Below are 23,066 nucleotides of genomic sequence, written 5' to 3' on the forward strand. Positions count from 1 at the left end.
TTGTAACTTTATTCTTCTCCAAGCGTCTGTGTAACGGGTCATCCAGATCCTCCGGTTTTTCTCATTTTGTGGATATATCATGTTATCGAACAAGTCCTTGGCACTGGCACTTTGCCTCACCATTACTGGCTGCGCACAAACTCCACAAAATGATGCCGAAGGCGGGCATTGGTGGTCCTTCGGGTCGGACAAGACCGCGACCCAGGACACGGTGACCAAGACTGACGCCAAGCCGGATGCCAAACCTGCCGCCGGCGCCAAGCCCGCTGCACCTGTCACTGCTGCTGCCGCGCCAGCCGCCAAGGCGGATTCCGGTTCCAGCTGGTGGCCGTTTTCCTCCAAGAGCAGCGACGAAAAAACTGCCGACGCCAAGGCTGACCTGAAAGCCGATCTCAAAGCGGCCGAACCGGCCCCGGCGGTCGCCAAGTCTGATACTGAAAGCCACTGGTGGTGGCCATTCGAAAGCAAGCCAAAACCGTTGGCCAAGGTCGATGTGAGCAACGTGCCAATGCCTGATCCGAAGATCACTCAGGCCTGGCTGGACGACTATGAGCCGCGCCTGCGCTCTGCAATCAAGGACAGCAACCTGCAGCTGGAACGTCGCGATAACGTCCTGGTGGTGATTGCGCCGGTAGACGGTTCCTACAACCCCAAGCGTCCATCGATGCTGCTGCCGGTAACCCTGGGTCCGTTCACGCGCGTGGCCAAGGCTGTCGAAGCCGACCCGAAAACCGCCGTCCTGGTGCTCGGCCACGTTGACGCCACTGGCACTGCGCCGGCAAGCCAGGCCCTGAGCCGTGAGCGCGCGCAATCCATCGCCTCCATTTTCAGCCTCAGCGGCCTGAAGCAGGACCGCCTGATGCTGCGCGGCATGGGCGACCTGATGCCACGTGCCGCCAACGACAGCACCCAGGGCCGTGCGCTGAACCGTCGCATGGAAATTATGTTCACTCAGCGTACAACGATGTTGGCGCTGCTGAGCAAGTACAATTCGGGCAAGGTGCCGCCGGTGGAAATGGTCGCGGTGCAAGCTGCACCTGCCCCGGCGCCGGCCGCCAAAGCCCCGGCGAAAAAGGCGCCTGCCGCGAAGAAAGCCGCCGCCAAGCCAGCTGCCAAGAAAGCCCCGGCCAAGCCAGCTGCCAAAAAGCCAGCGGCCACCAAGGCCAAGGCAGTGACCAGCGAGCAGGCGAAAAACTGATCTGCTGAACCAGAAGGATAAAGCCGCATGACCCAGGCACTGGCCGATATGCGCCGTGACTACACACGGGATGGTTTGACCGAAGCCCAGGCTCCGGCTGAGCCGTTCACGTTGTTTCACCAGTGGTTCGCTGACGCGGTGAAGACCGAGCAGCCACCGGTGGAGGCCAATGCCATGACCTTGGCGACGGTCGACGCAGACGGTCGCCCGCACTGCCGCATCCTGCTGCTCAAAGGCCTGGATGCACAGGGCTTTACCTTCTTCACCAACTATCAGAGTGCCAAGGGCGAGCAGCTCGCGGCGCGGCCGTTTGCGGCCATGACTTTCTTCTGGCCGACCCTGGAGCGCCAGGTGCGCATCGAAGGTCGGGTGGTCAAGGTCACGCCTGAAGAGTCGGACGCTTATTACCAGGTTCGCCCGCTGGGCAGTCGCCTGGGCGCTTGGGCGTCGCCGCAGAGCAAGGTCATCCGTGACCGCGAGGAGCTGCAAGATTTGCTCAAAGCCACCGAGCAGCGTTTCAGCGATACCCAGCCCGACTGCCCCGAGCATTGGGGTGGATATCGCCTGCTGCCCGAGCGCATGGAATTCTGGCAGGGCCGCACCAGCCGCTTGCACGATCGCTTGAACTATCGCCTGCAAGGCGGCGAATGGACGCGTGAGCGTCTGGCTCCCTGAGCGTCACCTTTCGTCAGCTCACCTGAATGTTGTCCCGCGTGCCGACGTCTCTATAGTGCAGAGACGGCGGTTGCGTGCGGCTGGGCAGCTACAATGATGAGACAGTCGTCCCCTGCATCGAGGCACTGCCCGCCGACCTTTCGGCTGCTGGCAGCCTGTACTTGGGCTGAATGAAAACAATTTTCTGCAGTGCGTGCCGTGACAGGCGCCACGCTGCAGCGTTTAATGACCACCTGTCCTTTGGAGTTGATGCTATGCGTAAGTCCGTTTTACTGGTTGCCTGCTTTACCACCCTGTCACTGCTGCTGGGTGGCTGCGCTTCGAGTCTGACCGGCGACTCGTACTCCCGTGACGAAGCGCGTCGTGTACAAACCGTCCGCATGGGTACCATCGAATCCCTGCGTCCAGTGAAAATCGAAGGCACCAAGACCCCAATCGGCGGCGCTGCCGGTGCTGTCATTGGTGGCGTGGGTGGCAGCGCCATCGGCGGTGGCCGTGGCAGTATTGTCACTGCCGTGATCGGTGCCGTCGCTGGCGGCCTGTTGGGTTCGGCCACCGAAGAAGGCCTGACCCGCACCCAGGGTGTGGAAATCACCGTGCGTGAAGACGATGGCAGCACCCGTGCCTATGTGCAGGCCGTGCAGGAGAATGAAATCTTCCGCATCGGTGACCGTGTGCGCATCATGACGGTTGATGGTACGAGCCGCGTGACTCGCTAAGCGTCAGTCGTAGAAACGAAAAAACCCCAACCGGGTGACCGGTTGGGGTTTTTGCGTTGTGCAGATCAGGCTTTTTTACGACTCGCCATTGCCGTCACCGCATAGCCGATAAACGCCGCCAGAATCGAGCCGGTCAGGATGCCCATGCGGTCCTCTCCGGCGAACTCACTGGCGCCCGGCACAAACGCGAGTGAGCCGACAAACAGGCTCATGGTGAAGCCGATGCCGCACAGGATCGCCACGCCAAATACCTGGCCCCAGTTGGCGCCTGAGGGCAGGGCGGCGAGGCCAGTCTTGATGGCGAGCCAGGTTAGGCCGAACACGCCGATAGTCTTACCGATCAACAGGCCCGCAGCGATGCCCAGTGGCACGTGGTGGGTGAAGCTTTCCAGGCTGACGCCGGTCAGGGACACGCCAGCATTGGCGAAGGCGAACAGTGGCAGGATGGCGTACGCCACCCAGGGGTGCAGGGCGTGCTCCAGCGTGAGCAGTGGCGACGGCTCGGCATTCTTGGTGCGCATCGGGATGCAGAATGCCAGTGTCACGCCGGCAAGGGTGGCATGCACGCCGCTCTTGAGTACGCACACCCACAGGATCAAACCGACAATCAGGTAAGGCGCCAGCTTGATCACGCCCAGGCGGTTCATCGCGATCAAGGCCACCAGGCAGGCACCGGCACCGGCCAGTGCGGCGCCGGAGAGATCGGCAGAATAAAACACTGCAATCACAATGATCGCGCCGAGGTCGTCAATGATCGCCAGGGTCATCAGAAACAGCTTCAGCGACACCGGCACGCGCTTGCCCAGCAGGGCCAGGACGCCGAGGGCGAAGGCGATGTCGGTGGCCATCGGGATTGCCCAGCCGGACAGCGCGGCCGGGTAGTCCTTGTTGATTGCCCAATAGATCAACGCTGGCACCACCATGCCGCCAATAGCAGCAGCTCCTGGCAGCACCACTTGCGAAGGCTTGGACAGGTGGCCGTCGAGCAACTCGCGCTTGACCTCCAGGCCGATCAGCAGGAAAAACAACGCCATCAGGCCATCGTTGATCCACAGCAGGGCCGGCTTGTCGATTTTCAGCGCGCCAATCTGTGCCACCACCGGTACGTCCAGAAAGGCGCCGTACAGGTGTGACAGGGGGGAATTATTGATGATCAGCGCCAACGCAGCCGCCGCGATCAACAACAGACCGCTGGCGGCTTCCAGCTGGAAGAAACGGGTGAACGTGCTACGCAGAGCCAAGGGATGCTCTCCAATCCGGATTCAATAGGCGGGTACCCTAACTCGTACCGTTAGTTGTTAAAACAAAAGTTATATTCTTATTTGTTATAAGGGAGGTGCGTTGTCGACGTCCGTACGCCGACCTGCAATTGTGTGTCTAATTGAGTCGTTACTGTATCTGTGTGGAGTGTAGGAAAGGTCTTAAGATTAATGCGGAAAACTCCTAGAGAATCCCGTCATGAGCGATCACCGTCCTTGGGCTCGCGAAGCCATTCGCATTATCGAGGCAGACTTCCAGCGCAGTGCCGACACCCACCTGATCCCGTTGCCGCTGTCGGGCTTTGCGGGAATCGAACTGTACTTCAAGGACGAGTCCAGTCACCCCACCGGCAGCCTCAAGCACCGCTTGGCCCGTTCGCTGTTTCTGTACGCGCTGTGTAATGGCTGGCTCAAGCCAGGAGCACCGGTGATCGAAGCGTCCAGCGGTTCCACGGCGATTTCCGAGGCTTACTTTGCCAGGCTGTTGGGGCTGCCGTTTATTGCGGTGATGCCGGCCAGTACCTCCCAGGAGAAGATCGCGCAAATAGCCTTCTACGGCGGCAACAGCCATCTGGTACAGGATCCCACGCAGATCTACGCCGAATCCGAGCGCCTGGCGCAGGAAAGCGGTGGCCATTTCATGGACCAGTTCACCTACGCCGAACGTGCGACCGACTGGCGCGCGAACAACAACATCGCCGAATCGATCTTCCAGCAAATGCGCTATGAACAGCACCCGGAGCCGAGTTGGTTGATTTCCAGCCCCGGCACGGGCGGGACCACTGCGACCCTGGGCCGGTATGTGCGCTATCGCCAGCATTGCACCCGCGTGTTGTGTGCCGATGCCGAACGGTCAGTGTTCTTTGACTATTACCTGAATGGCGACGCGAGTTTGCGCCTGGACTGCGGTTCACGCATCGAGGGCATTGGCCGGCCGCGGGTGGAGGCGTCTTTCCTGCCCAAGGTCATTGACGCGATGGTCAAGGTGCCGGACGCACTCTCGCTGGCGGCCATGCATTACCTGGCCGAGCGCCTTGGACGACGGGTCGGGGGCTCCAGCGGGACCAACCTGATTGGCGCCTTGGTGGCGGCTCGACAGATGAAGGCGGCGGGTGAGTCGGGCTCGATCGTGGCGATTTTGTGTGATGGGGGGGACCGGTATGCGACTACTTATTACGATCAGGTTTGGCTGGAGGGGCAGGGGTATGAATTGGAAGGGTTGATTGCGATGGTTGCGGCCTGTGTCGAACAAGGCCAGCCGCTGCCGGAAAGCATCCTGCGCGCCAATATCTGATACAACGCACAGCCAAATGTGGGGGGCTGGCTTGCCCGCACACATTTGAACCGCGCAGTTTTCAGGTTGTGTGTCAGGCCTCCAGGCCCAGCATATCCCGCGCCAACGCTTCGGCGATGCGAATACCGTCCACACCCGCCGACAGAATCCCACCGGCATACCCGGCGCCTTCCCCGGCCGGGAACAGACCTTTCACGTTCAGGCTCTGCATCGAGTCGTCGCGGGTAATCCGCAGCGGCGACGAGGTGCGCGTTTCGATACCGGTCAACACCGCATCGTGCAGCGAGTAGCCCTTGATCTGCTTCTCGAACGCCGGCAAGGCTTCGCGGATCGCTTCAATGGCGAAGTCCGGCAAGGCCAGCGCCAAGTCACCCAAGGCGACGCCGGGCTTGTAGGACGGCTCCACGCTGCCGATGGCCGTGGACGGTTTGCCGGCGATGAAGTCGCCGACCAACTGCGCCGGCGCCTCGTAGTTGCTGCCGCCGAGCACATAGGCGTGGGATTCCAGGCGCTCCTGCAACTCGATACCCGCCAGCGGACCGCCCGGGTAATCCACCTCAGGGGTGATGCCGACCACGATGCCGGAGTTGGCATTGCGCTCGTTACGCGAGTACTGGCTCATGCCGTTGGTCACGACGCGATGTGGCTCGGACGTTGCGGCCACCACCGTGCCCCCAGGGCACATGCAGAAGCTATAGACCGAGCGGCCGTTCTTGGCGTGGTGCACCAGTTTGTAGTCGGCGGCGCCGAGCTTCGGGTGCCCGGCATATTTGCCCAGGCGCGCCGCGTCGATCAGCGATTGCGGGTGCTCAATGCGGAAACCCACCGAGAACGGCTTGGCCTCCATGTACACGCCGCGGCCGTGGAGCATGCGGAAGGTATCGCGGGCGCTGTGGCCCAGCGCCAGGATCACGTGACGGGAGAGGATCTGCTCGCCGCCATCGACCACCACGCCGTTCAGTTGGCCGTCTTCGATCAGCACGTCGGTGACGCGTTGTTCGAAGCGCACTTCACCGCCGAGGGCGATGATCTGCTCGCGCATGTTTTCCACTACACCGGTCAGGCGGAAAGTACCGATGTGCGGCTTGCTGACGTAGAGGATTTCTTCCGGCGCGCCGGCCTTCACGAACTCATGCAGCACTTTGCGACCGTGGAATTTCGGGTCCTTGATCTGGCTGTACAGCTTGCCGTCGGAGAAGGTCCCCGCACCGCCTTCGCCAAACTGTACGTTGGACTCGGGGTTGAGCACGCTTTTACGCCACAGGCCCCAGGTATCCTTGGTGCGCTGGCGCACTTCCTTGCCGCGTTCGAGGATGATCGGCTTGAAGCCCATCTGCGCCAGCAACAGCCCGGCGAAGATCCCGCACGGCCCGAAGCCCACCACGATCGGGCGTTCAGCCAGGCCTTCCGGCGCTTGGCCCACGACCTTGTAGCTCACATCCGGCGCCGGGTTGACGTTGCGGTCATCGGCGAACTTGAGCAGCAGGGCGGCTTCACCCTTTACGTTCAAGTCGATGGTGTAGATGAAGCACAGCTCCGACGATTTCTTGCGCGCATCGTAGCTGCGTTTGAACAGGGTGAAATCGAGCAGGTCATCGCTGGCGATGCCCAGGCGCTGCACGATGGCAGGACGCAGGTCTTCTTCGGGATGGTCGATGGGCAGCTTGAGTTCGGTGATTCGTAACATGACGGGATCCGGTGGGCGGCGGGCTTCGATGCCGGCTGTTTTGCAAACCGGCGATTATAAGCCCCAATGGCCCTTTCCCGTCATGTTAAAAAGCCCGCGGGCGCGTCAGTCGTCGCGCGAGCCGCCAAACGCCGCGCATCCACGTTGTACCTGGCCGTTGACGCGCAGTTCGGCGGTCATGTGTTGCAGGCTGCCGCTGACACTGTCGACGCAACGCTGCGGGGCCACCCACAGTTCGACGTGCTGGTTGTTGGCTTCGGTCATCAGGTTGAAGCGGCCGTCGCCGATCTGCTCCTCCACATACGGCACGGCCAGCGGCGGCTGGCCCTCACGCTCCAGCACCATGCCCTTGGCGGTGACGTTCATCGCCCAGGCTGGCTTGTGGCCGTTGGCGCGCAGGATCATGCGTTTGAAATCCGGGTCGTCGCAGGCCGAGGTCGAGCGCTCGACGCGGTAGAGCTGTTGCAGGTCGACGCTGCCCTGGGTACCGCTGGCAACCCCGGAGAACTTGCCCCGCAGGTCGGCAAACAAGGCGCCTTGCTGGCCAGCGAGGGAGGCGGCTTCCTGCAGGATGCTGGTGCCGCCAGTGTCATTGACCACGTAGTTGCGCTGGTCATTGCACGGCTGGAACAACAGCTTGCCATTGACCGCCGTGAGTTCGCCCTGCATGCGGGTCAGCCCGGCGACGGACGGCTTGGCCGGCTCGCTTTCAAACATCTGGCAGGCGGCGAACAGAGGGAGCAGGGCAAACAGGGCAAGGGTACGAGCGGCACGCATAGAGGGTCTCCAGACAAGTGCCGCCACGTTACGCAGGCTGGCGAAGCATCACAAGCCCGCTCGCCAGTTTCAGGCGTTTCCGACAGACGCCGGATTCAGCCGACGGTAAAGGTCTGACCGGTCTGCAACCCTTCAACACTCTTGGCATAGGCCAGGGCCACCTCGGCGCCGGGCACCGGTTTATAGCCACGGAAGTACGGCGCGTAGCTGCCCATGGCTTCCTCCAGCACCGTGGCGCTCACCGAGTTGACGCGCAGCCCGCGTGGCAACTCGATGGCCGCCGCCTTGACGAATGCGTCGATCGCGCCGTTGACCAGCGCAGCCGAAGCGCCAGTGCGAATCGGGTCGCGGTTGAGAATGCCGCTGGTGAAGGTGAATGAGGCGCCATCGTTGGCGTACTGCTGGCCGATCAGCAGCAGGTTGACCTGGCCCATCAGCTTGTCCCGCAGGCCCAGCTCGAAGTCACTGTCGCTCATCTCGCCGAGTGCAACGAAATTCACACTGCCTGCGGCGCAGACCAGGGCGTCAAACCGTCCGGTCTGTTCGAACAGCTTGCGGATCGAGGCGCTGTCGCTGATATCCACGTGGAAGTCGCCGCTGCTGCGGCCGATGCTGATCACTTCGTGACGTTGAGCCAGTTCGGCCTTGACCTTGGATCCGACGGTACCGTTGGCGCCAATCAACAGGATTTTCATGGGACAGTTCCTCCACGGGGGTAAGTGAACGCTCAGTCTAGACTGGCGTTTTCAGCGGATAAACGCGCTAATAGGCAACCTTTGGTTTTCAAATGGAAACAATCCATGAGTGAGATGGATGATCTCGCGGCGTTCGCCGTGCTGATCGAAGCCGGCAGTTTCACCCTGGCGGCCGAGCAACTGGGGTGTAGCAAGGGCCAGTTGTCCAAGCGCATCAGCCAGTTGGAGGCGACGTTTTCCGTGGTGCTGCTGCATCGCACCACCCGCAGGCTCAGCCTGACCGCGGCGGGTGCGGCGCTGCTGCCCCAGGCTCAGGCCCTGGTGGTCCAGGTCGAGCGTGCGCGTCAGGCGTTGGCCCGGCTCAAGGACGATCTGGCCGGGCCGGTGCGTATGACGGTTCCGGTGTCGCTGGGCGAAACCTTCTTCGACGGCTTGTTGCTGGAGTTCTCCAGGCAATACCCGCAGGTGCAGATCGAGCTGGAACTGAACAACAGCTATCGTGACCTGGCGCGGGATGGCTTTGACCTGGGAGTACGTTCCGGGACGCTTGAAAGCGAGCGGCTGGTGGCCAGGCCCTTGCTGGCCTGGCACGAAATGACCTGTGCCAGCCCGGCCTACCTTGAACAGCATGGCGAGCCGCAAACGCCCGCCGATCTGGCCACGCATAGTTGCCTGCTCAACAGCCATTACAGCGGTCGCGAGGAATGGCTATACCACCAGCAACACGAACTGTTGCGGGTACGGGTCAGCGGTACGTTTGCCTCCAACCACTACAACCTGCTGAAGAAAGCTGCGCTGGTCGGTGCGGGCATCGCCCGCTTGCCGTCCTACGTACTGCACACAGAATTGGCTGAAGGCCGATTACGCTGGCTGTTGCGCGATTATCAGACCCGCAGCCAGCCGATGTACCTGGTTCACCCCTACCAAGGTGGCCTGCCACGGCGTACCCAGGTGCTGGCCGATTATCTGGTGGACTGGTTCAAGCGCAGCGGCGAGGCGCTCGACCGCCTTTAACGGTAGCGACGGGCGATCAGGTGGTCGATCGACAGTCGTCCCGGCCCCTTGGCCAGCAGCAGCAACAACAACGCCAGCCAGGTGCCGTGGGTTGGCCAGGCGTCCGGGTAGACGAACAACTGAATCACCAGGGTCATGCCGATCAGCGCCAGCGCCGAAAAGCGCGTCGCCAGGCCCAACAGGATCAGCGCCGGGAAGGCATGCTCGGCAAACGCGGCCAAGTGCGCGGCCACTTCCGGCGACAGCAACGGCACCGGGTATTCGCTGCGAAACAGCGGCAGTGTCGAAGGGGCGAGGCGTGGTATGCCCCATTCGAACGTGCCACCGACCAGGTCCAGGGCAAAGCCTTCGACCTTGGTTTGCCCGGATTTCCAGAACACCGCAGCAATGGAGAACCGTGCGACAAAGGCGATCAGGCTGTAGGGGATTTGCTCGAAGCGCTGGACGGCCCGTTTGATCAGGCAGGGTGGTGATGTGTTCATGGCGCTACCTTTTGTTCTTGATGTACATGAGTGATGGCGTGATGGCTGATCAACAGCGCCAGGCATTGGTGCAAATCGAACTCGGCTGATGCATCGAGAGCCTGTTCCACCGATTCTTCCAATGACGCGCCGTCGGCGAGGCTGTTGATAAACGTCACGCAACCGCGATCGATGGCAAACACCTTCACCTCCAGGCCGTGGCGCACTACCAGCGCGTGCTGGGCATGCCAGGGGTTCAACGTGGCGATGGCGCCCTCGGTCTGGTGCGCGGCCCACACCGCAACAACGGCGTAGGCGGAGTCCAGCGTCGCCAGCGAGGGGTGCAGTTGCAGGCGCAGGGCACCCGGGTCGGTTTGACCCTGCAGGGTCTGGAGCACGGCCTGTTGATCCAGTGGCAAGCAATCCGGCGCGTGATAGGCGCGCACCCGCAGACGTTCCAGCCGGGCGATATCTGCGAGGTAGGGCACACTGTTGGCGGGTTCGAAGCCCTGGATAAACTCGGCGAGGGTGTCGCCGTACTCGCTCATCAGCGGGCTGTCGGGCGGGCAGGCCTGTACGTAGCGGCCGGCCATCGCACGGAAGAATTCATCGCCTACCAGTCGCAGGGTGACGGGATAAGCCGCTGCCAATGCCTGGATCAGTGAGCTGTGTACATTGTTGCGATACACCGCAAAACGGCTGGCCGGGTCGGCACCGTTGCTGCTGAACAGCCCGTCGGGGCAGGGCAGGTCGGTGGTCAGCAAGGCCCTGCAAAAGTCGTCTTGAAGGCTCATGGCTGCACCTCGCGCAGCAATCCTTCAGCCCGCTGGGCTTCGGCCAGCAACTCGCCGAAGGCTGGCACCTGGTTGTCCCGCTCGATCAGCGTCGGCGCCGGGCCGGTGCGGGCCAGGAGTTGTTCGTACAGCGTCCACACGGCGTGGTCTATGGGCGCCCCATGGTCATCGATGAGCAGTCGATCACCCAGGCTGTCGGCGTCTTCGGCAAATCCTGCCAGATGAATCTCACCCACCGCGTGCAATGGCAGCGCATCGATATAGGCCAGCGGGTCACGCTGATGGTTGATGCACGACACGTAGACGTTGTTCACATCCAGCAGCAAGCCACAGCCGGTGCGGCGAATCACTTCACTGATGAAGTCCGTTTCGTCGAGGGTCGAGCGTTGGAACTGCAGGTAGGTCGATGGGTTCTCCAGCAGCATCGGCCGCTTGAGGGTGCTCTGCACCTGATCAACATGTTCGCACACCCGTTGCAGGGTGGCGCTGTCGTAGGCCAGGGGCAGCAGGTCATTCAGGAACACCGGGCCGTGGCTCGACCAGGCCAGGTGTTCGGAAAAGGAGTGGGGTTGGTAGCGCTCGATCAGCCTGGCCAGGCGTGCCAGGTGCGCCCGGTCCAGCGGGCCTTCGCCGCCAATGGACAGGCCGACGCCGTGCAGTGACAGCGCGTATTGCTCGCGGATCAACCCCAGGTAGTGATGAAACGGGCCGCCGGCCACCATGTAGTTTTCGGCGTGCACTTCAAAAAAACCGATATCGGGGGCGGTCGCGAGCACTTCGTTGAAGTGCCCGTGCTTGAGCCCCAGCCCGGCGCGACACGGCAGGCCGGGTACCTGAGCCTGGGAGGTGGCTGTGTTCATCGTCAGTACTCAGGTCAACGAGGGATCAGGATTTGGCTGTGTAGGCTTGCAACTGGCCGAAACCGGTCGGTGAGGTCGTGCTCGGGGTGTCGGTGCAGGTACCGGCCGGGACCAGTTTCCAGGCATTGGCCTGGTCCTTGGTTTTCGAAGAGCCGGCGCAGGTGGTGCCAGCGCCCGCGGCACAGTCGTTTTTACCGGCCTCGGCAACGCCAAAGCATTTCTGCATGTCGTCGGCAGCGTGAGCGGTGGTGGTCAGGGCGGACAGGCTCAGGGCGGAGCCCAAGGCCAGGACGAGGGAGGCGGCGGACAGTTTGTTGGTCATGGTGTATCTCCAGGGTGACGGGGAGCGGGCCTGATTGCCCGCTTGCACCACTAGAGACGGTAGGAGGAGGTTTGTTACACGTCTGTCGTAAAAACTCGAAAGTCACTACACCCGTCCAGGTGCCAGCAAGCCGCACCTGGACGGGAGAGGGGTCAGCCGCCCAGGTACGCCTCACGGACTTTTGGATCGGTGAGCAACTGCTCGCCACTGCCCTGCATCACCACCCGGCCGTTTTCGAGTACGTAGGCACGGTCGGCGATCTTGAGTGCCTGGTTGGCGTTCTGCTCCACCAGGAACACCGTCACACCGTCCTTGCGCAGCTGTTCGATGATGTCGAAGATCTGCTGGATGATGATCGGCGCCAGGCCCAGGGAGGGTTCGTCCAGCAACAGCAGCTTGGGCTTGCTCATCAGCGCACGGCCGATGGCGAGCATCTGCTGTTCGCCGCCGGACATGGTGCCGCCGCGCTGGCTGAAGCGTTCCTTGAGCCGAGGGAACAGGTGCAGCACCTTGTCCATCTGCTCCTGGAAGTCGCCCTTGTCGGTGAAGAATCCACCCATGGCGAGGTTCTCTTCCACGGTCAGCCGCGAGAACACGCGACGGCCTTCCGGCACCACCGCGATGCTTTTGCGCATGATCTGCGACGACGGCTGGCCCACCAGTTCCTCACCCATGTAGCGGATGCTGCCGCTGTGGGCTTGCGGCGAACCGCACAGGGTCATCAGCAAGGTGGATTTGCCGGCGCCGTTGGCTCCGATCAGGGTGACGATCTCACCCTGGCGCACTTCCACGTTGACGCTGTGCAGGGCCTGGATCTTGCCGTAGAAAGTGGAAACGTTTTCGAATTGCAGCATTTTACGCTTCCCCCAGATAGGCTTTGATCACTTCAGGATTGTCGCGGATCTGCTCCGGCGTCCCGTCGGCCAGCGGCGTGCCCTGGTTGATCACCACGATGTGGTCGGAAATGCTCATGACCAGTTTCATGTCGTGTTCGATCAGCAGCACGGTGACGTTGTGTTCCTCACGCAGCACGCCGATCAGCGCCTTGAGGTCTTCGGTTTCCCTGGGGTTCAGGCCGGCGGCGGGTTCGTCGAGCATCAGGATCCGCGGGCGGGTCATCATGCAGCGGGCGATTTCCAGGCGGCGTTGCTGACCATAGGCCAGGGTGCCGGCCGGGCGGTTGGCGAACTCGGTGAGGTTGACCTTGTCCAGCCAGTACGCCGCGTATTCCATGGCCTCGCGCTCGCTCTTGCGGAACGCCGGGGTCTTGAACAGGCCTGCGAAGAAGTTGGTGTTCAGGTGGCGGTGCTGGGCAATCAGCAGGTTCTCGACCGCCGTCATGTCCTTGAACAGGCGCACGTTCTGGAAGGTCCGCACCACGCCCTTGCGGGCGATGTCGTGACCGGCCAGGCCCTGGATCGGCTGGCCATCCAGCAGGATGCTGCCGCCGCTCGGCTTGTAGAAACCGGTGAGGCAGTTGAACACCGTGGTCTTGCCGGCGCCGTTCGGACCGATCAGTGCAACCACCTGTTTCTCTTTCACGGTCAGGGCCACGCCGTTGACCGCGAGCAGGCCGCCGAAGCGCATGCTCAAGTTTTCGACTTTCAGGATCTCGCGGCTCATTTGCGCAGCTCCATGTGTGGACGTTGCATCGGGAGCAGGCCTTGAGGACGCCAGATCATCATCAGCACCATCATGGCGCCGAACATCAGCATGCGGTACTCACTGAACTCACGCATCATTTCCGGCAGCAGGATCATCACGATCGCGGCGAGGATCACGCCCAGCTGCGAGCCCATGCCACCCAGTACCACGATGGCGAGAATGATCGCCGACTCGATAAAGGTGAACGATTCCGGGGTCACCAGGCCTTGGCGCGCGGCGAAGAAGCTGCCGGCGAAACCGGCGAACGCGGCGCCCAGGGTGAAGGCGGAGAGCTTGATGATGGTCGGGTTCAGGCCCAGGGCCCGGCAGGCGATCTCATCTTCGCGCAGCGCTTCCCATGCACGGCCGATAGGCATACGCAGCAGGCGGTTGATCACGAACAATGCTGCCAGTGCCAGCAACAACGCCACCAGGTACAGGAACACCACTTTGCTCACCGGGTTGTAGGCAATCCCGAAGTACTCGTGGAAGGTCTGCATGCCTTCTGCAGCCGTGCGGTCGAACGACAGGCCGAAGAAGGTCGGCTTGGGAATGCTGCTGATGCCGTTGGGGCCGCCGGTGATATCGGTGAGGTTACGCAGGAACAGGCGGATGATTTCCCCGAAACCCAGGGTCACGATCGCCAGGTAGTCACCGCGCAAACGCAACACCGGGAAACCCAGCAGGAAGCCAAACGTTGCCGCCGCCATGCCCGCCAGAGGCAGGCAGATCCAGAAGCTCCAGCCCAGGTAGTGCGAGAGCAGCGCGTAGGTGTAGGCACCCACGGCATAGAAGCCCACGTAACCCAGGTCGAGCAGGCCGGCCAGGCCCACCACGATGTTCAGGCCCAGGCCCAGCAACACGTAGATCAGGATCAGGGTGGCGATGTCGACGGCGCCGCGCGAGCCGAAGAATGGCCAGATCAGCGCGGCCACGATCAGGCCGATGATGATGTAGCGCTGGGTGCGCGGCAGGGTCAGGAATTGGCTGACCTTGGGCGACACCAGCGGCGCACGGTTGCCCTTGAACAGGGCGCTGAACTGATCGCTGAACAACACACGCAGGAACATCAGCACCGAGCACAGGGCGATGATGGTCAGGGTCACGGGACCGGTGCCATGCACTTCCAGGTTGATGCCGACAATGCTCAGCTTGAGGCCGAGTACCGGAAAGGCCACGGCCCATACCAGCAAGGCGCTGAAAAACGCCGATTTAAGATATCTGCTCATACTTTCTCAACCTCCGGACGGCCCAGGATGCCGGTCGGACGGAACAACAGCACCAGAACCAAGAGGCCGAACGCCACGACGTCCTTGTATTGGTCGCCGAAGATATCGGCGCCAAAGGCTTCAGCCACACCCAGCACCAGCCCGCCGAGCATCGCGCCCGGGATACTGCCGATGCCGCCCAAGACCGCTGCGGTAAAGGCTTTGAGCCCTACCAGGAAGCCGGCGTTGGGGTTGATCACGCCGTACTGCATGCTCAGCAGCACCGCCGCAACGGCGGCCAGTGCGGCACCGATCACGAAGGTCAGGGCGATGATGTTGTTGGTGTTGATGCCCAGCAGGTTGGCCATCTTGATGTCTTCGGCGCAGGCCCGGCAGGCGCGCCCCAGACGGGAGCGGGAAATGAACAGGGTCAGGCCCAGCATGGCCACCAGGGTGACGACGAAGACCAGGATCTGCATGTAGGAAATCAGCACTTCCTCCGCGCCACCCGGGCCAAAGGAGAAGCTCCCCGGGATCAGGTTGGGGATGGATTTATCCTTGGAGTCCTGGGACAGCAATACGGTGTTCTGCAGGAAAATCGACATGCCGATGGCGGAAATCAGTGGGATCAGACGGTTGCTGCCACGCAAAGGGCGGTAGGCAACCCGTTCGATACTGTAGCCGTAGGCACTGGTTACAACGATCGACGCGATAAACGCGGCGGTCATCAACAGCGGCAGGGAGTGGATACCCATCATGGCCAAGCCGGCAAGGGCGATAAAGGCCACGTAGGAACCAATCATGTACACCTCGCCATGGGCGAAGTTGATCATTCCAATGATGCCGTAAACCATTGTGTAGCCAATGGCTATCAAGGCATAGGTGCTGCCAATGGTCAGGCCATTAACCAGCTGTTGGAAAAAATGATAGATCTCAGGCATTACAGCGCTCCTAAAAACCCGATACGCATTTCACTGGTGGAGTCATGTTCCGGCCTTGCACTGTGTTCTGTGAGCACATTTGCACAAAGCGTTTGCCAGCGAACCGCTGGTGACGGTTTTAAGATTTTCAGGTGAGCCAGCGCCCGGATCGCGGGTGACAGGCCCATAAACCTCGTAAAACAAAGCCCACTGCTCTCACAGTGGGCTTGTTGTCCAGATAACGCCTGGCTTACTGAGGGGAAACTTCGGTTTTTGGTTTACCGAAGTGCCATTCGTAGACCACGAACTTGAAGTCCTTCAGGTCGCCCTTGGCGTCGAAGCTCAGGTCGCCGGTAGGGGTCTTGAAGGTGCCCGCGTGGATGGCTTCGGCCACTTTGGCGGTGTCTTCGCTCTTCGCTGCCTTGATGCCTTCGGCGATCAGTTCAACGGCGGAGTAGGCCGGGAATACGAACGGGCCGCTTGGGTCCTTGCCGTCAGCCTTGATGGCGTCAACGATGGCCTTGTTCGCAGGCTCGGCGTCGAACGACTTGGGCAGGGTCACCAGCAGGCCTTCGGAAGCGTTCTGGGCGATTTGCGAGATGGAATCGTTGCCGACGCCTTCCGGACCCATGAACTTGGCCTTCAGGCCTTTTTCCTGGGATTGGCGCAGGATCAGGCCCAGCTCCGGGTGGTAGCCGCCGTAGTAGACGAAGTCGACATTCGCTTGCTTGAGTTTCTGGATGATCGAGGAGAAGTCCTTGTCACCGGCGTTCAGGCCTTCGAAGACGGCAACCTTGGTGCCTTTCTTCTCGAGGGTCTGTTTAACGGCAGTGGCGATGCCTTCACCGTACTGCTGCTTGTCGTGCAGGACTGCGACGACTTTCGGCTTCACGTGGTCGGCGATGTAGTTGCCGGCCGCAGGGCCTTGCGCGCTGTCCAGGCCGATGGTGCGGAAGATCAACTTGTAGCCACGGGCAGTGATGTCCGGGCTGGTGGCCGCTGGGGTGATCATGATCACGCCTTCGTCTTCATAAATGTCGGACGCAGGCTGAGTGGAGCTGGAGCAGAGGTGGCCGATCACGTACTTGACGCCATCGTTGACCACTTTGTTGGCTACGGCAACGGCTTGTTTCGGATCGCACGCGTCATCGTATTCCTTGGCTTCGAGCATCTTGCCGTCGACGCCGCCCTTGGCGTTGATGTCTTTGATCGCCTGTTTTGCGCCTACGAACTGCATGTCGCCGTACTGGGTCACAGGGCCGGTCTTGGGACCTGCGATGCCGATCTTGATGGTGTCGGCTGCGAACGAATGGCCGGCAACCCCAGCCAGGACCATAGCGGCAAACAGTTTGGAAATCTGCTTAGTAGCCTTATTCATAGTGCTCCACTCTTACTGTTGTATTTTTTATAGTTCTAGCGGCCTTGTGAGCTGCAGAACCGGATCGGATATCTCGAATACCCCCCCGGCCGCCGCCTGGCAACTGTACCGGTACAGTGTAGAGCGCCGGTTGATCGCTTGGAAAGCTGGCTGCGAGGGGCAAAACCCGAGTGTGTCGCTTAAATGACAGAAAAAGACAGATTTGCGGCGGGTATTTTCTGTGTTTTCAGTAAATCCCGGGCTTTTCCGACACTTTCCGTCGATGACTCATTTGCAACCGGGTTTTTCTACCTGACGCTCGACGTTATGATTGCGCCGATTTTTTATTCAGGTGAAGACCCATGACGCAAGAACCTAGCACCCTCTATGCCAAGCTGCTCGGTGAAACCGCCGAAATTTCCTGGAAGGAGCTTGAGCCGTTCTTTGCCAAGGGTGCCCTATTGTGGGTCGATGCCAGCCTGGATTTGATCGCGGCAGCCGAGGGCATGGCTGAGGATAACCGTGACAAAGTCGCCGCATGGCTGGCTGCGGGGAGCCTCGGCGAAGTGTCTGCGACGCGGGCATTGGACTTGGTGGAGCGTGACCCGAGCCTGTGGGCGGTGGTGGTTTCGCCGTGGATTCTGATCCAGGAAAGGGCGGCGCAATAAAGGCCTGCACGTATTTGGTGCGCGTTTTTCACCCCTGCAAGTGTGTAGCGGAGTAACCGCTGGCGCCATGATGGCATCTTGCCGTAGAGAAAGGTCACAGCCGAGGGTGACGTGCGCGTCACGGGAACAGTTGGGACGGTGCTGAAATCGTCGGAGAATTGTTTCCAGGTGTTCCCGAGTTCTAGATAGCGGTCGCCTGGACCGCCGCCTTCGCGAGCAAGCGCGCTTCCACAATGACAGCGTGCATCCTGCAGGAACGCGGTCGAGTGAGTGCGGGCTTGCTCGCCAAGGGAACAACGTGGGCTAAGCGGTTTTCCCGGTATGGTTGTTCAAGGAAATGACCTTGGTCTTGCCAATGCGGTGACGGTAGATCTCGCGCAAGTACTTGATCGACTTCTTCACGCATTCCCGCGACAGGCGGATGTCATTGATCGACACGAATTTGTCTTTGTCGTTGATCAGCTCGCGGTACTTCTTCTCGTACATCGGCTTGATCGCGTACCAGTTGGTATCGAGGATCTTGGCCGGGTTTTCAAACTCGTTGAGCAACTCGTCGATCCGGTCTTCGTCGAAGTCCTCGTGGATGATGAAGTCCAGGATCGAGTTGTCCAGCGTGTCGTCAAAGCGGTACGGGTTACGCGCGAAGCAGCGTTTGATGAACGCGACGATCAACGTCAGGAAGTCATCCGACAGGCACGGGCTTTTTGCGATCAGCGTGGTCAGCGACAGGTTTGCCGACGCACCGATCACCAAGGCGTATCGCTTGAGGGTGGTGTTGGGGAACAGGCTGTTGAGGTGGGTCTTGAGCCGGTTCAGGTCCATGTAGGACAACTTGTAGTCCTTGGGCAGCGAGACGATGGACACCACGCTCGAGCAGTTCTTGAAGAAATGCAGGTCATGCAGCGCGGCCGCGTCGTAGCCGGAGTTCTTGTATTGCTCCAGGGAGGCCTTGTAGCGCTTGGACTCGATGGGCAGCAGGCTGATGCCCTCGATGGCCTGGGTGACCTTGTTGAAGTGCGGCAGGTCGATGGAGCGGAAAAACAGGTCGTCGATGTTCAGGCGCTGGGGCTCTTTGTCGAACACCTTGAACTTGTCACTCGACGGCACCGGTGTTTCAGGTACCACGGATTCGGCGTAGGCAATCGCCACCGGGCCGGCCAGGCTCATGAACAGGTCGTTGGCGTCCAGGCGGATGGTCTCGCCGATGTCGATACCGGCGCGGCGGAAATAGTTCTGGTCGTAGTCGGTGGTGACCGCCTGAGCGGTGAGGATGTTGAAGATCTGCTGGGAAATGTATTGGTTGGCGTGTTTTTCCATGGCATTGACGTCAATGTTCTGGATATTGCCGTCATCGCTTTCTTCGGCATAACGCATGATGTCGTTGGAGATCAGCATCATCGCGTTCCACGGCCGGATGCGGCCTTTTACGCTGGCTTCGCTGCTGTCTTCATTGTCGAAGTTGTACGAGAAATCCCATTCTTCCGACAGGTACTTGCACAGCAGGCGCCCGGCATTGATGTGCAAAGCCTCGGACATTTCGCTGCGGTGGTCGGAGATATTCGGCAGCACGCAAATGCCGCTGGTGAAGATTGGTTCGAACACGAATGCGTGGCCGCTCTTGCTGTCGTGCTCGTCGGCGGGTTTGGTGTCGAACGTCTTGTTCATGTACGAGTGTTGCTGGGCCAGGCCGAACTCCGAGGCCATGCCCGAACCGGTACCGCCGCCGGCGCTGAAGATCGAGAAGTACAGGCGCGACTGGTTGGCCTTGATGCCGCAGGAGTCGATCAGGTACGAGTGGATCATTTTCCAGTCCGGGCTGGAAAAACGCTGGGTGTCTTTGTTGAGGATGATCTTGGCCAGGTATTGGCCGAGGATCGGCGCGTTACCGGCGCCACCGGCATGCACCTCGGAGAGGTCCATGATTTTCATCTTGCTGTAGTCGCGCAAGAACCCGCTTTTTTCGCCCTTGCGCGAGAAGCGGATGCGCCCGGCGATGTCCTTGTCCAGGTCGCCCAGCATCACCAGTGGCTCGACGAGGAACACGGGTTTGCTGGCCTTGCCGCCGCCCAGGCGCAGGTTGTTGCGAATCCATTGGGTGGGGCTGTAGCTCTTGTCCAGCGACTTGTCTTCAGTGCTGAATTCGTTGAGGTAGAACTTGCGCGCGTTGTACACCAGCTCTGCCACGTCCAGCGCGATGTTCGAACCACAGCGGCCCAGGCCGATCAGGCACACCGAGGGAAATTCCTGCTCGTTGCGCAGATCGCCGTCGCCTTCCTGATGGGGCGGGCGCGGGAACACCGTGTCGCGCAGACCGTCGAGGTTGTCCAGGATGCGGTCGGTATTGGTTTCGGTGAAGTACAGGTATTGCTGGGTGGCCAATGGACGGGCGCTGCTCAATGACTTTGGACCTGAGGGCTTGTCCGCAGGAGCCGGGAGCAACACGTCGGATACCACGGTGGCAGAGTTATTTTTGGAAGTCATGTGCGCCATGTGCCTGGGCGGATGGCTGAGAGTAATAAGGGGCCATCACGGAGTGGGAATTCGCGACTTTGCAGTGCGTCCTTGTCCGGGACAATCGGGGGCAATCCCCGCTGTTTCCAGGCAAAACCTGGCCAGACTCTGATGAATCGGCCGTTCGTCGGGGTTCTTTAGGTAAATGGTGGCAAAATGCCAAAAAACGGGCGTCAGCGAATTGGCCTGACCACGGAGGAGGGCCCCGGACGCTTCGGTGCAGGCTCCTTGGACGGTGCACCTTCCGGGGTGCCTGCCACGCTGAACGGGTAGAGTGGGTTACGCATCTCGATGCCCTGGATCACCCCGATGATAGCTTCGGCGGGCACCGCCGGGCTCAGCAGATAGCCTTGCACGAAATCGCAGCCATTCTTGAGCAGCAATTCGAATTGCTCCTGGGTTTCCACGCCCTCGGTTACCACCTGCAAATGCAGGGTGTGGGCCATGCCGACAATCGCCTGGACGATCTCGATATCTGCTGTGGACTTGGGGATGTCCTGGATGAACGAGCGGTCGATCTTCAAGGTGTTGAGCGGCAGGCGCTTGAGGTAGGCGAGGGATGAGTAACCGGTGCCGAAGTCGTCGATGGCCAGTGACACACCCAGCGCGCGAATCTGGCGCAGCAGTGCCAGGGTGCTGCTGATGTTGCCCATCAGCGCGTTCTCGGTGACTTCCAATTCCAGGCGGCCGGGCGCGATACCGCTGAAGCGCAGGGCATCTTCGATTTCATCCGCCAATTCGTCGCGGGCCAGGTTGAGGGCCGAGCAGTTCACCGCCATGGTCAGCTCGGTGTAGCCGCGGTCGGACAACACGCTCAAGTCATGACAGGCCTGGCGCAATACCCAGTGGTCCAGCTCGGCAATCAGCCCGTTGTTTTCGGCAATGCCGATAAATCGATCCGGGGTCAGCAAGCCATGTTGTGGGTGTTGCCAGCGCACCAACGCTTCGAGGCGCGTGACCTTGCCCAGCTTCATGTCGAAAATGGGTTGGTAGAACAGCACCAATTGGTGGCGTCCGCGCAGGGCGCCGCGCAGTTCTTCCTCCAGTTGCAGTTCGAGGAAGGCCCGGGTCTTGAGGTTGGAGCTGAAAAAATTGAGGCTGTTGCGGCCGGTGTCCTTGGACTGGTACAGCGCCAGGTCCGCGGTTTTCAGCAGTTCTTCGCAGGTCAGGCCGTCATCGGGAAACAGGCTGATGCCGATGCTGGTGGTCATCACCATGCGCCGGCCGGCCAATTCGATAGGCTCTTTCATTCGCTGCATGATGCGCTGGGCAAGGTGCCGGGCTTCGTCGCGGTGGTGAATGCTGATGAGCAGGCAGAATTCATCGCCGCCGAACCGCGCCACCACGTCTTCATGGCTGCGCACCGACCCCTTGATGTGCCCGGCCAAGGCGGTCAGCAGTTGGTCGCCGGCGTCGTGCCCGAGGCTGTCGTTGATACGCTTGAAGTGGTCGATATCGAGGAAGATCACCGCCAACATGCCGTGGGCATTCGTCTTTTCGGCGAGTTTTTCCGCAAAGATCTGGTTGAAGCCGCGACGATTGAGCAGGTTGGTCAGCGCGTCGTAGTGGGCCACTTGCTGAAGCGACGCGCGCGCCTGGTCCAGCTCGCTGAGCAGGGCGTTGACCCGGCGCAGGTCGCGTTCCTTGTGCTGCAGCTTCTTGTCCGCCAGCGCGGCACTGATGCTGCTGCCGATCACCAGCAAGGTGATCACCGCCACCGACAGGCCCAACTGGATGGGATTGTTGTCCATCGGCAGCGACAGGTCGGCGCCGGTCGGCACCATCATGCGCATGGCGGCCATGCCGGTGAAGTGCATGCTCAGGATCCCGGCACCCAGCACCAGGCTGGCGGTGTATTTGAGCAACTGGTGGAACACCCCGGTGCCGTTGCGCAGGTAGTTCGACAGCAGCAGCGCCGCCAGGCTGGCGCCCATGGCAATAGCCACCGACGCCAGGAACAGGTCGGTTTGAAAGTACATCCTGGCCTGGGATTCCATCGCCGACATGCCGACGTAGTGCATCAACGCAATACCGATGCCCATCCACACCGAGGCCAACAGGTACTGGTGGAACCGCAGCTTGGGATGGCTGAGGGTCTGCATGGCGAACAGTGAGGCGATCAGGGCGATCATCAGCGAGACGAACGTGGTGACCAGTTCGTAATGAATGGTCACGGGCGCCTGGAAGGCCAGCATGCTGATGAAGTGGGTGGACCAGATGCCGCCCGCCAGGCAGCCCGCACCGAGCCAGCGCCAGTGGCGTTGGGCCGTAGGGTCTTCGACGTGGCCGACGCGTTCGGCCATGTCCAGTGTGCCGAAGCCGGCGGCGCAGGCGACCAGGTAGGCCAGCAACACCAGGAAGGGGTTATGACTGCAATTGAGTAATAAGTGCCCGGTTTCCGGAAGCTCGGTAAAAAAATGCAAACCCAGCCATTCCATAGCATGTCCCGTGATTGCGTCATGACGTCACGGCCTACGGCAATGACCTATGACCACGAGTATAGAAGCCCTGCGGGATCTGCCACCGATAATGGCACTTTGCTCTCAATTATTTCGACATGTCGCTCATAGCGTTTGCTGCTAAGCGCTGATGGGCAGCTCCAGCCCAAAAGGTTCTTCCAGGGGCGGCAAGCCAAACGAAGCGCGCGCGGCATCACAATCGGCGTTGTGCACGCCATCGTGCCAGGACGATTCGAACTCGCGGCAAGGACTGGAGCGCTGCTCGTAGATCGAGCAACTGGTGGCTTTGCCCACCTCACCTTCCAGGCTGCAGCAGCGTGCCGGTTTCTGGTCGGTGCCGATCATCGCCACGCGGGTCGGGTTGATCTGTACCACCAGATCATCGGGCACCGTGCCGCCGGATGAGCTGCACTCTCCCCAGAAGAAAGACACACGAAAGTATGAACAGCAGGCACCGCAACTCAGACACGGACTGGCTTCGGACATGGGCGTCATCGATAAGAAAAGGTAAAGGGGAGACTACGGGAAGGCTCGCCATTCTATC

The 23,066-nt window shown here is 60.9% G+C and carries 23 protein-coding genes; 7 read left to right on the forward strand and 16 right to left on the reverse strand.

The features are described 5' to 3' along the window. The first annotated feature begins 79 nt into the window (after window positions 1–79). From CQ041_RS02485 to CQ041_RS02495, 3 genes are all read left to right on the forward strand, one after another. Entirely contained in the window at window positions 80–1,198 is a 1,119-nt protein-coding gene (locus CQ041_RS02485) for an OmpA family protein (RefSeq protein WP_105520542.1), read from the forward strand. A gap of 27 nt (window positions 1,199–1,225) precedes the next feature. After that, window positions 1,226–1,873: a pyridoxamine 5'-phosphate oxidase gene (gene pdxH, locus CQ041_RS02490; protein WP_105520541.1), complete on the forward strand. Its 648-nt coding sequence runs from the start codon at window positions 1,226–1,228 to the stop codon at window positions 1,871–1,873. A gap of 254 nt (window positions 1,874–2,127) precedes the next feature. Then, window positions 2,128–2,592, forward strand: coding sequence for a glycine zipper 2TM domain-containing protein (locus tag CQ041_RS02495; RefSeq protein ID WP_003231137.1), 465 nt, complete (start codon window positions 2,128–2,130; stop codon window positions 2,590–2,592). 65 nt (window positions 2,593–2,657) lie between these two features. Here the strand turns inward: CQ041_RS02495 and nhaA are convergent, their stop codons facing one another. Next, window positions 2,658–3,833 carry a Na+/H+ antiporter NhaA gene (nhaA, locus tag CQ041_RS02500; RefSeq protein WP_105520540.1) on the reverse strand — a complete coding sequence of 392 codons (1,176 nt, stop codon included), beginning with the start codon at window positions 3,831–3,833 and terminating at the stop codon, window positions 2,658–2,660. A 217-nt stretch (window positions 3,834–4,050) separates the two neighbouring features. Between nhaA and CQ041_RS02505 the strand changes: the two genes are divergently transcribed. Beyond that, complete coding sequence (locus tag CQ041_RS02505; RefSeq protein WP_105520539.1) at window positions 4,051–5,145, forward strand: PLP-dependent cysteine synthase family protein; 1,095 nt, start codon at window positions 4,051–4,053, stop codon at window positions 5,143–5,145. 73 nt (window positions 5,146–5,218) lie between these two features. Here the strand turns inward: CQ041_RS02505 and CQ041_RS02510 are convergent, their stop codons facing one another. The 3 genes from CQ041_RS02510 to CQ041_RS02520 form a co-directional block, all read right to left on the reverse strand. Continuing rightward, window positions 5,219–6,832: an NAD(P)/FAD-dependent oxidoreductase gene (locus CQ041_RS02510; RefSeq protein WP_105520538.1), complete on the reverse strand. Its 1,614-nt coding sequence runs from the start codon at window positions 6,830–6,832 to the stop codon at window positions 5,219–5,221. Window positions 6,833–6,937: 105 nt separating this feature from the next. After that, the gene (locus tag CQ041_RS02515) at window positions 6,938–7,609 is read right to left on the reverse strand and encodes a COG3650 family protein (protein WP_105520537.1); all 672 of its coding nucleotides are present in this window, start codon (window positions 7,607–7,609) and stop codon (window positions 6,938–6,940) included. 95 nt (window positions 7,610–7,704) lie between these two features. Beyond that, window positions 7,705–8,304, reverse strand: coding sequence for a short chain dehydrogenase (locus CQ041_RS02520; RefSeq protein WP_105520536.1), 600 nt, complete (start codon window positions 8,302–8,304; stop codon window positions 7,705–7,707). A gap of 105 nt (window positions 8,305–8,409) precedes the next feature. Here CQ041_RS02520 and CQ041_RS02525 point away from each other — a divergent pair, with 105 nt between their 5' ends. Further along, complete coding sequence (locus CQ041_RS02525; RefSeq protein WP_105520535.1) at window positions 8,410–9,318, forward strand: LysR family transcriptional regulator; 909 nt, start codon at window positions 8,410–8,412, stop codon at window positions 9,316–9,318. Here CQ041_RS02525 and CQ041_RS02530 read toward each other — a convergent pair. The 9 genes from CQ041_RS02530 to CQ041_RS02570 form a co-directional block, all read right to left on the reverse strand. Continuing rightward, a complete protein-coding gene (locus CQ041_RS02530; protein ID WP_105520534.1) occupies window positions 9,315–9,800 on the reverse strand; it encodes a DoxX family protein in 486 nt (161 codons plus the stop codon). The genes CQ041_RS02525 and CQ041_RS02530 overlap by 4 nt on opposite strands. Beyond that, a complete protein-coding gene (locus CQ041_RS02535) occupies window positions 9,797–10,573 on the reverse strand; it encodes a DNA-binding domain-containing protein (RefSeq protein ID WP_105520533.1) in 777 nt (258 codons plus the stop codon). The genes CQ041_RS02530 and CQ041_RS02535 overlap by 4 nt, the downstream gene beginning before the upstream one ends. Continuing rightward, on the reverse strand, window positions 10,570–11,433 hold the full coding sequence (locus CQ041_RS02540; RefSeq protein ID WP_105520532.1) for a DUF692 domain-containing protein: 864 nt from the start codon (window positions 11,431–11,433) through the stop codon (window positions 10,570–10,572). Before CQ041_RS02540 ends, CQ041_RS02535 begins: the two co-directional genes overlap by 4 nt. 25 nt (window positions 11,434–11,458) lie before the next feature. Further along, window positions 11,459–11,755 (reverse strand): DUF2282 domain-containing protein, encoded by a 297-nt coding sequence (locus tag CQ041_RS02545; protein WP_105520531.1) that lies wholly within the window; start codon window positions 11,753–11,755, stop codon window positions 11,459–11,461. A gap of 152 nt (window positions 11,756–11,907) precedes the next feature. Continuing rightward, the gene (locus CQ041_RS02550; protein ID WP_105520530.1) at window positions 11,908–12,609 is read right to left on the reverse strand and encodes an ABC transporter ATP-binding protein; all 702 of its coding nucleotides are present in this window, start codon (window positions 12,607–12,609) and stop codon (window positions 11,908–11,910) included. Window position 12,610: 1 nt separating this feature from the next. Beyond that, window positions 12,611–13,378 carry a high-affinity branched-chain amino acid ABC transporter ATP-binding protein LivG gene (gene livG / locus CQ041_RS02555; RefSeq protein ID WP_105520529.1) on the reverse strand — a complete coding sequence of 256 codons (768 nt, stop codon included), beginning with the start codon at window positions 13,376–13,378 and terminating at the stop codon, window positions 12,611–12,613. Next, the gene (locus tag CQ041_RS02560; protein WP_105520528.1) at window positions 13,375–14,628 is read right to left on the reverse strand and encodes a high-affinity branched-chain amino acid ABC transporter permease LivM; all 1,254 of its coding nucleotides are present in this window, start codon (window positions 14,626–14,628) and stop codon (window positions 13,375–13,377) included. Before CQ041_RS02560 ends, livG begins: the two co-directional genes overlap by 4 nt. Next, window positions 14,625–15,548 (reverse strand): high-affinity branched-chain amino acid ABC transporter permease LivH, encoded by a 924-nt coding sequence (livH, locus tag CQ041_RS02565; RefSeq protein ID WP_060753800.1) that lies wholly within the window; start codon window positions 15,546–15,548, stop codon window positions 14,625–14,627. The genes CQ041_RS02560 and livH overlap by 4 nt, the downstream gene beginning before the upstream one ends. Before the next feature lie 229 nt (window positions 15,549–15,777). Next, entirely contained in the window at window positions 15,778–16,905 is a 1,128-nt protein-coding gene (locus CQ041_RS02570) for a branched-chain amino acid ABC transporter substrate-binding protein (protein ID WP_105520527.1), read from the reverse strand. 183 nt (window positions 16,906–17,088) lie between these two features. Between CQ041_RS02570 and CQ041_RS26345 the strand changes: the two genes are divergently transcribed. Continuing rightward, on the forward strand, window positions 17,089–17,250 hold the full coding sequence (locus CQ041_RS26345) for a hypothetical protein (protein ID WP_156088881.1): 162 nt from the start codon (window positions 17,089–17,091) through the stop codon (window positions 17,248–17,250). Continuing rightward, complete coding sequence (locus tag CQ041_RS02575) at window positions 17,247–17,552, forward strand: DUF2288 domain-containing protein (RefSeq protein ID WP_105520526.1); 306 nt, start codon at window positions 17,247–17,249, stop codon at window positions 17,550–17,552. Before CQ041_RS26345 ends, CQ041_RS02575 begins: the two co-directional genes overlap by 4 nt. Before the next feature lie 303 nt (window positions 17,553–17,855). Here CQ041_RS02575 and CQ041_RS02580 read toward each other — a convergent pair whose 3' ends face one another. From CQ041_RS02580 to CQ041_RS02590, 3 genes are all read right to left on the reverse strand, one after another. Then, on the reverse strand, window positions 17,856–20,033 hold the full coding sequence (locus tag CQ041_RS02580) for a hypothetical protein (RefSeq protein ID WP_105520525.1): 2,178 nt from the start codon (window positions 20,031–20,033) through the stop codon (window positions 17,856–17,858). A gap of 203 nt (window positions 20,034–20,236) precedes the next feature. Next, window positions 20,237–22,501, reverse strand: coding sequence for a bifunctional diguanylate cyclase/phosphodiesterase (locus CQ041_RS02585; protein WP_105520524.1), 2,265 nt, complete (start codon window positions 22,499–22,501; stop codon window positions 20,237–20,239). A gap of 141 nt (window positions 22,502–22,642) precedes the next feature. After that, window positions 22,643–23,008 (reverse strand): YkgJ family cysteine cluster protein, encoded by a 366-nt coding sequence (locus tag CQ041_RS02590; protein WP_105520523.1) that lies wholly within the window; start codon window positions 23,006–23,008, stop codon window positions 22,643–22,645. Between the last annotated feature and the right edge of the window lie 58 nt (window positions 23,009–23,066).

The sequence above is a fragment of the Pseudomonas sp. MYb60 genome (assembly GCF_002979555.1).
In the GTDB taxonomy this organism is placed as follows: domain Bacteria; phylum Pseudomonadota; class Gammaproteobacteria; order Pseudomonadales; family Pseudomonadaceae; genus Aquipseudomonas.

Excerpts from the sequence above, each read along its gene's own strand:
- CQ041_RS02485 (WP_105520542.1), top strand. The coding sequence starts at position 80 with ATGTTATCGAACAAGTCCTTGGCACTGGCACTTTGCCTCACCATTACT.
- pdxH (WP_105520541.1), top strand. The coding sequence starts at position 1,226 with ATGACCCAGGCACTGGCCGATATGCGCCGTGACTACACACGGGATGGT.
- CQ041_RS02495 (WP_003231137.1), top strand. The coding sequence starts at position 2,128 with ATGCGTAAGTCCGTTTTACTGGTTGCCTGCTTTACCACCCTGTCACTG.
- CQ041_RS02505 (WP_105520539.1), top strand. The coding sequence starts at position 4,051 with ATGAGCGATCACCGTCCTTGGGCTCGCGAAGCCATTCGCATTATCGAG.
- CQ041_RS02510 (WP_105520538.1), bottom strand. The coding sequence starts at position 6,832 with ATGTTACGAATCACCGAACTCAAGCTGCCCATCGACCATCCCGAAGAA.
- CQ041_RS02515 (WP_105520537.1), bottom strand. The coding sequence starts at position 7,609 with ATGCGTGCCGCTCGTACCCTTGCCCTGTTTGCCCTGCTCCCTCTGTTC.
- CQ041_RS02520 (WP_105520536.1), bottom strand. The coding sequence starts at position 8,304 with ATGAAAATCCTGTTGATTGGCGCCAACGGTACCGTCGGATCCAAGGTC.
- CQ041_RS02525 (WP_105520535.1), top strand. The coding sequence starts at position 8,410 with ATGAGTGAGATGGATGATCTCGCGGCGTTCGCCGTGCTGATCGAAGCC.
- CQ041_RS02530 (WP_105520534.1), bottom strand. The coding sequence starts at position 9,800 with ATGAACACATCACCACCCTGCCTGATCAAACGGGCCGTCCAGCGCTTC.
- CQ041_RS02535 (WP_105520533.1), bottom strand. The coding sequence starts at position 10,573 with ATGAGCCTTCAAGACGACTTTTGCAGGGCCTTGCTGACCACCGACCTG.
- CQ041_RS02540 (WP_105520532.1), bottom strand. The coding sequence starts at position 11,433 with ATGAACACAGCCACCTCCCAGGCTCAGGTACCCGGCCTGCCGTGTCGC.
- CQ041_RS02545 (WP_105520531.1), bottom strand. The coding sequence starts at position 11,755 with ATGACCAACAAACTGTCCGCCGCCTCCCTCGTCCTGGCCTTGGGCTCC.
- CQ041_RS02550 (WP_105520530.1), bottom strand. The coding sequence starts at position 12,609 with ATGCTGCAATTCGAAAACGTTTCCACTTTCTACGGCAAGATCCAGGCC.
- livG (WP_105520529.1), bottom strand. The coding sequence starts at position 13,378 with ATGAGCCGCGAGATCCTGAAAGTCGAAAACTTGAGCATGCGCTTCGGC.
- CQ041_RS02560 (WP_105520528.1), bottom strand. The coding sequence starts at position 14,628 with ATGAGCAGATATCTTAAATCGGCGTTTTTCAGCGCCTTGCTGGTATGG.
- livH (WP_060753800.1), bottom strand. The coding sequence starts at position 15,548 with ATGCCTGAGATCTATCATTTTTTCCAACAGCTGGTTAATGGCCTGACC.
- CQ041_RS02570 (WP_105520527.1), bottom strand. The coding sequence starts at position 16,905 with ATGAATAAGGCTACTAAGCAGATTTCCAAACTGTTTGCCGCTATGGTC.
- CQ041_RS26345 (WP_156088881.1), top strand. The coding sequence starts at position 17,089 with ATGACAGAAAAAGACAGATTTGCGGCGGGTATTTTCTGTGTTTTCAGT.
- CQ041_RS02575 (WP_105520526.1), top strand. The coding sequence starts at position 17,247 with ATGACGCAAGAACCTAGCACCCTCTATGCCAAGCTGCTCGGTGAAACC.
- CQ041_RS02580 (WP_105520525.1), bottom strand. The coding sequence starts at position 20,033 with ATGACTTCCAAAAATAACTCTGCCACCGTGGTATCCGACGTGTTGCTC.
- CQ041_RS02585 (WP_105520524.1), bottom strand. The coding sequence starts at position 22,501 with ATGGAATGGCTGGGTTTGCATTTTTTTACCGAGCTTCCGGAAACCGGG.
- CQ041_RS02590 (WP_105520523.1), bottom strand. The coding sequence starts at position 23,008 with ATGTCCGAAGCCAGTCCGTGTCTGAGTTGCGGTGCCTGCTGTTCATAC.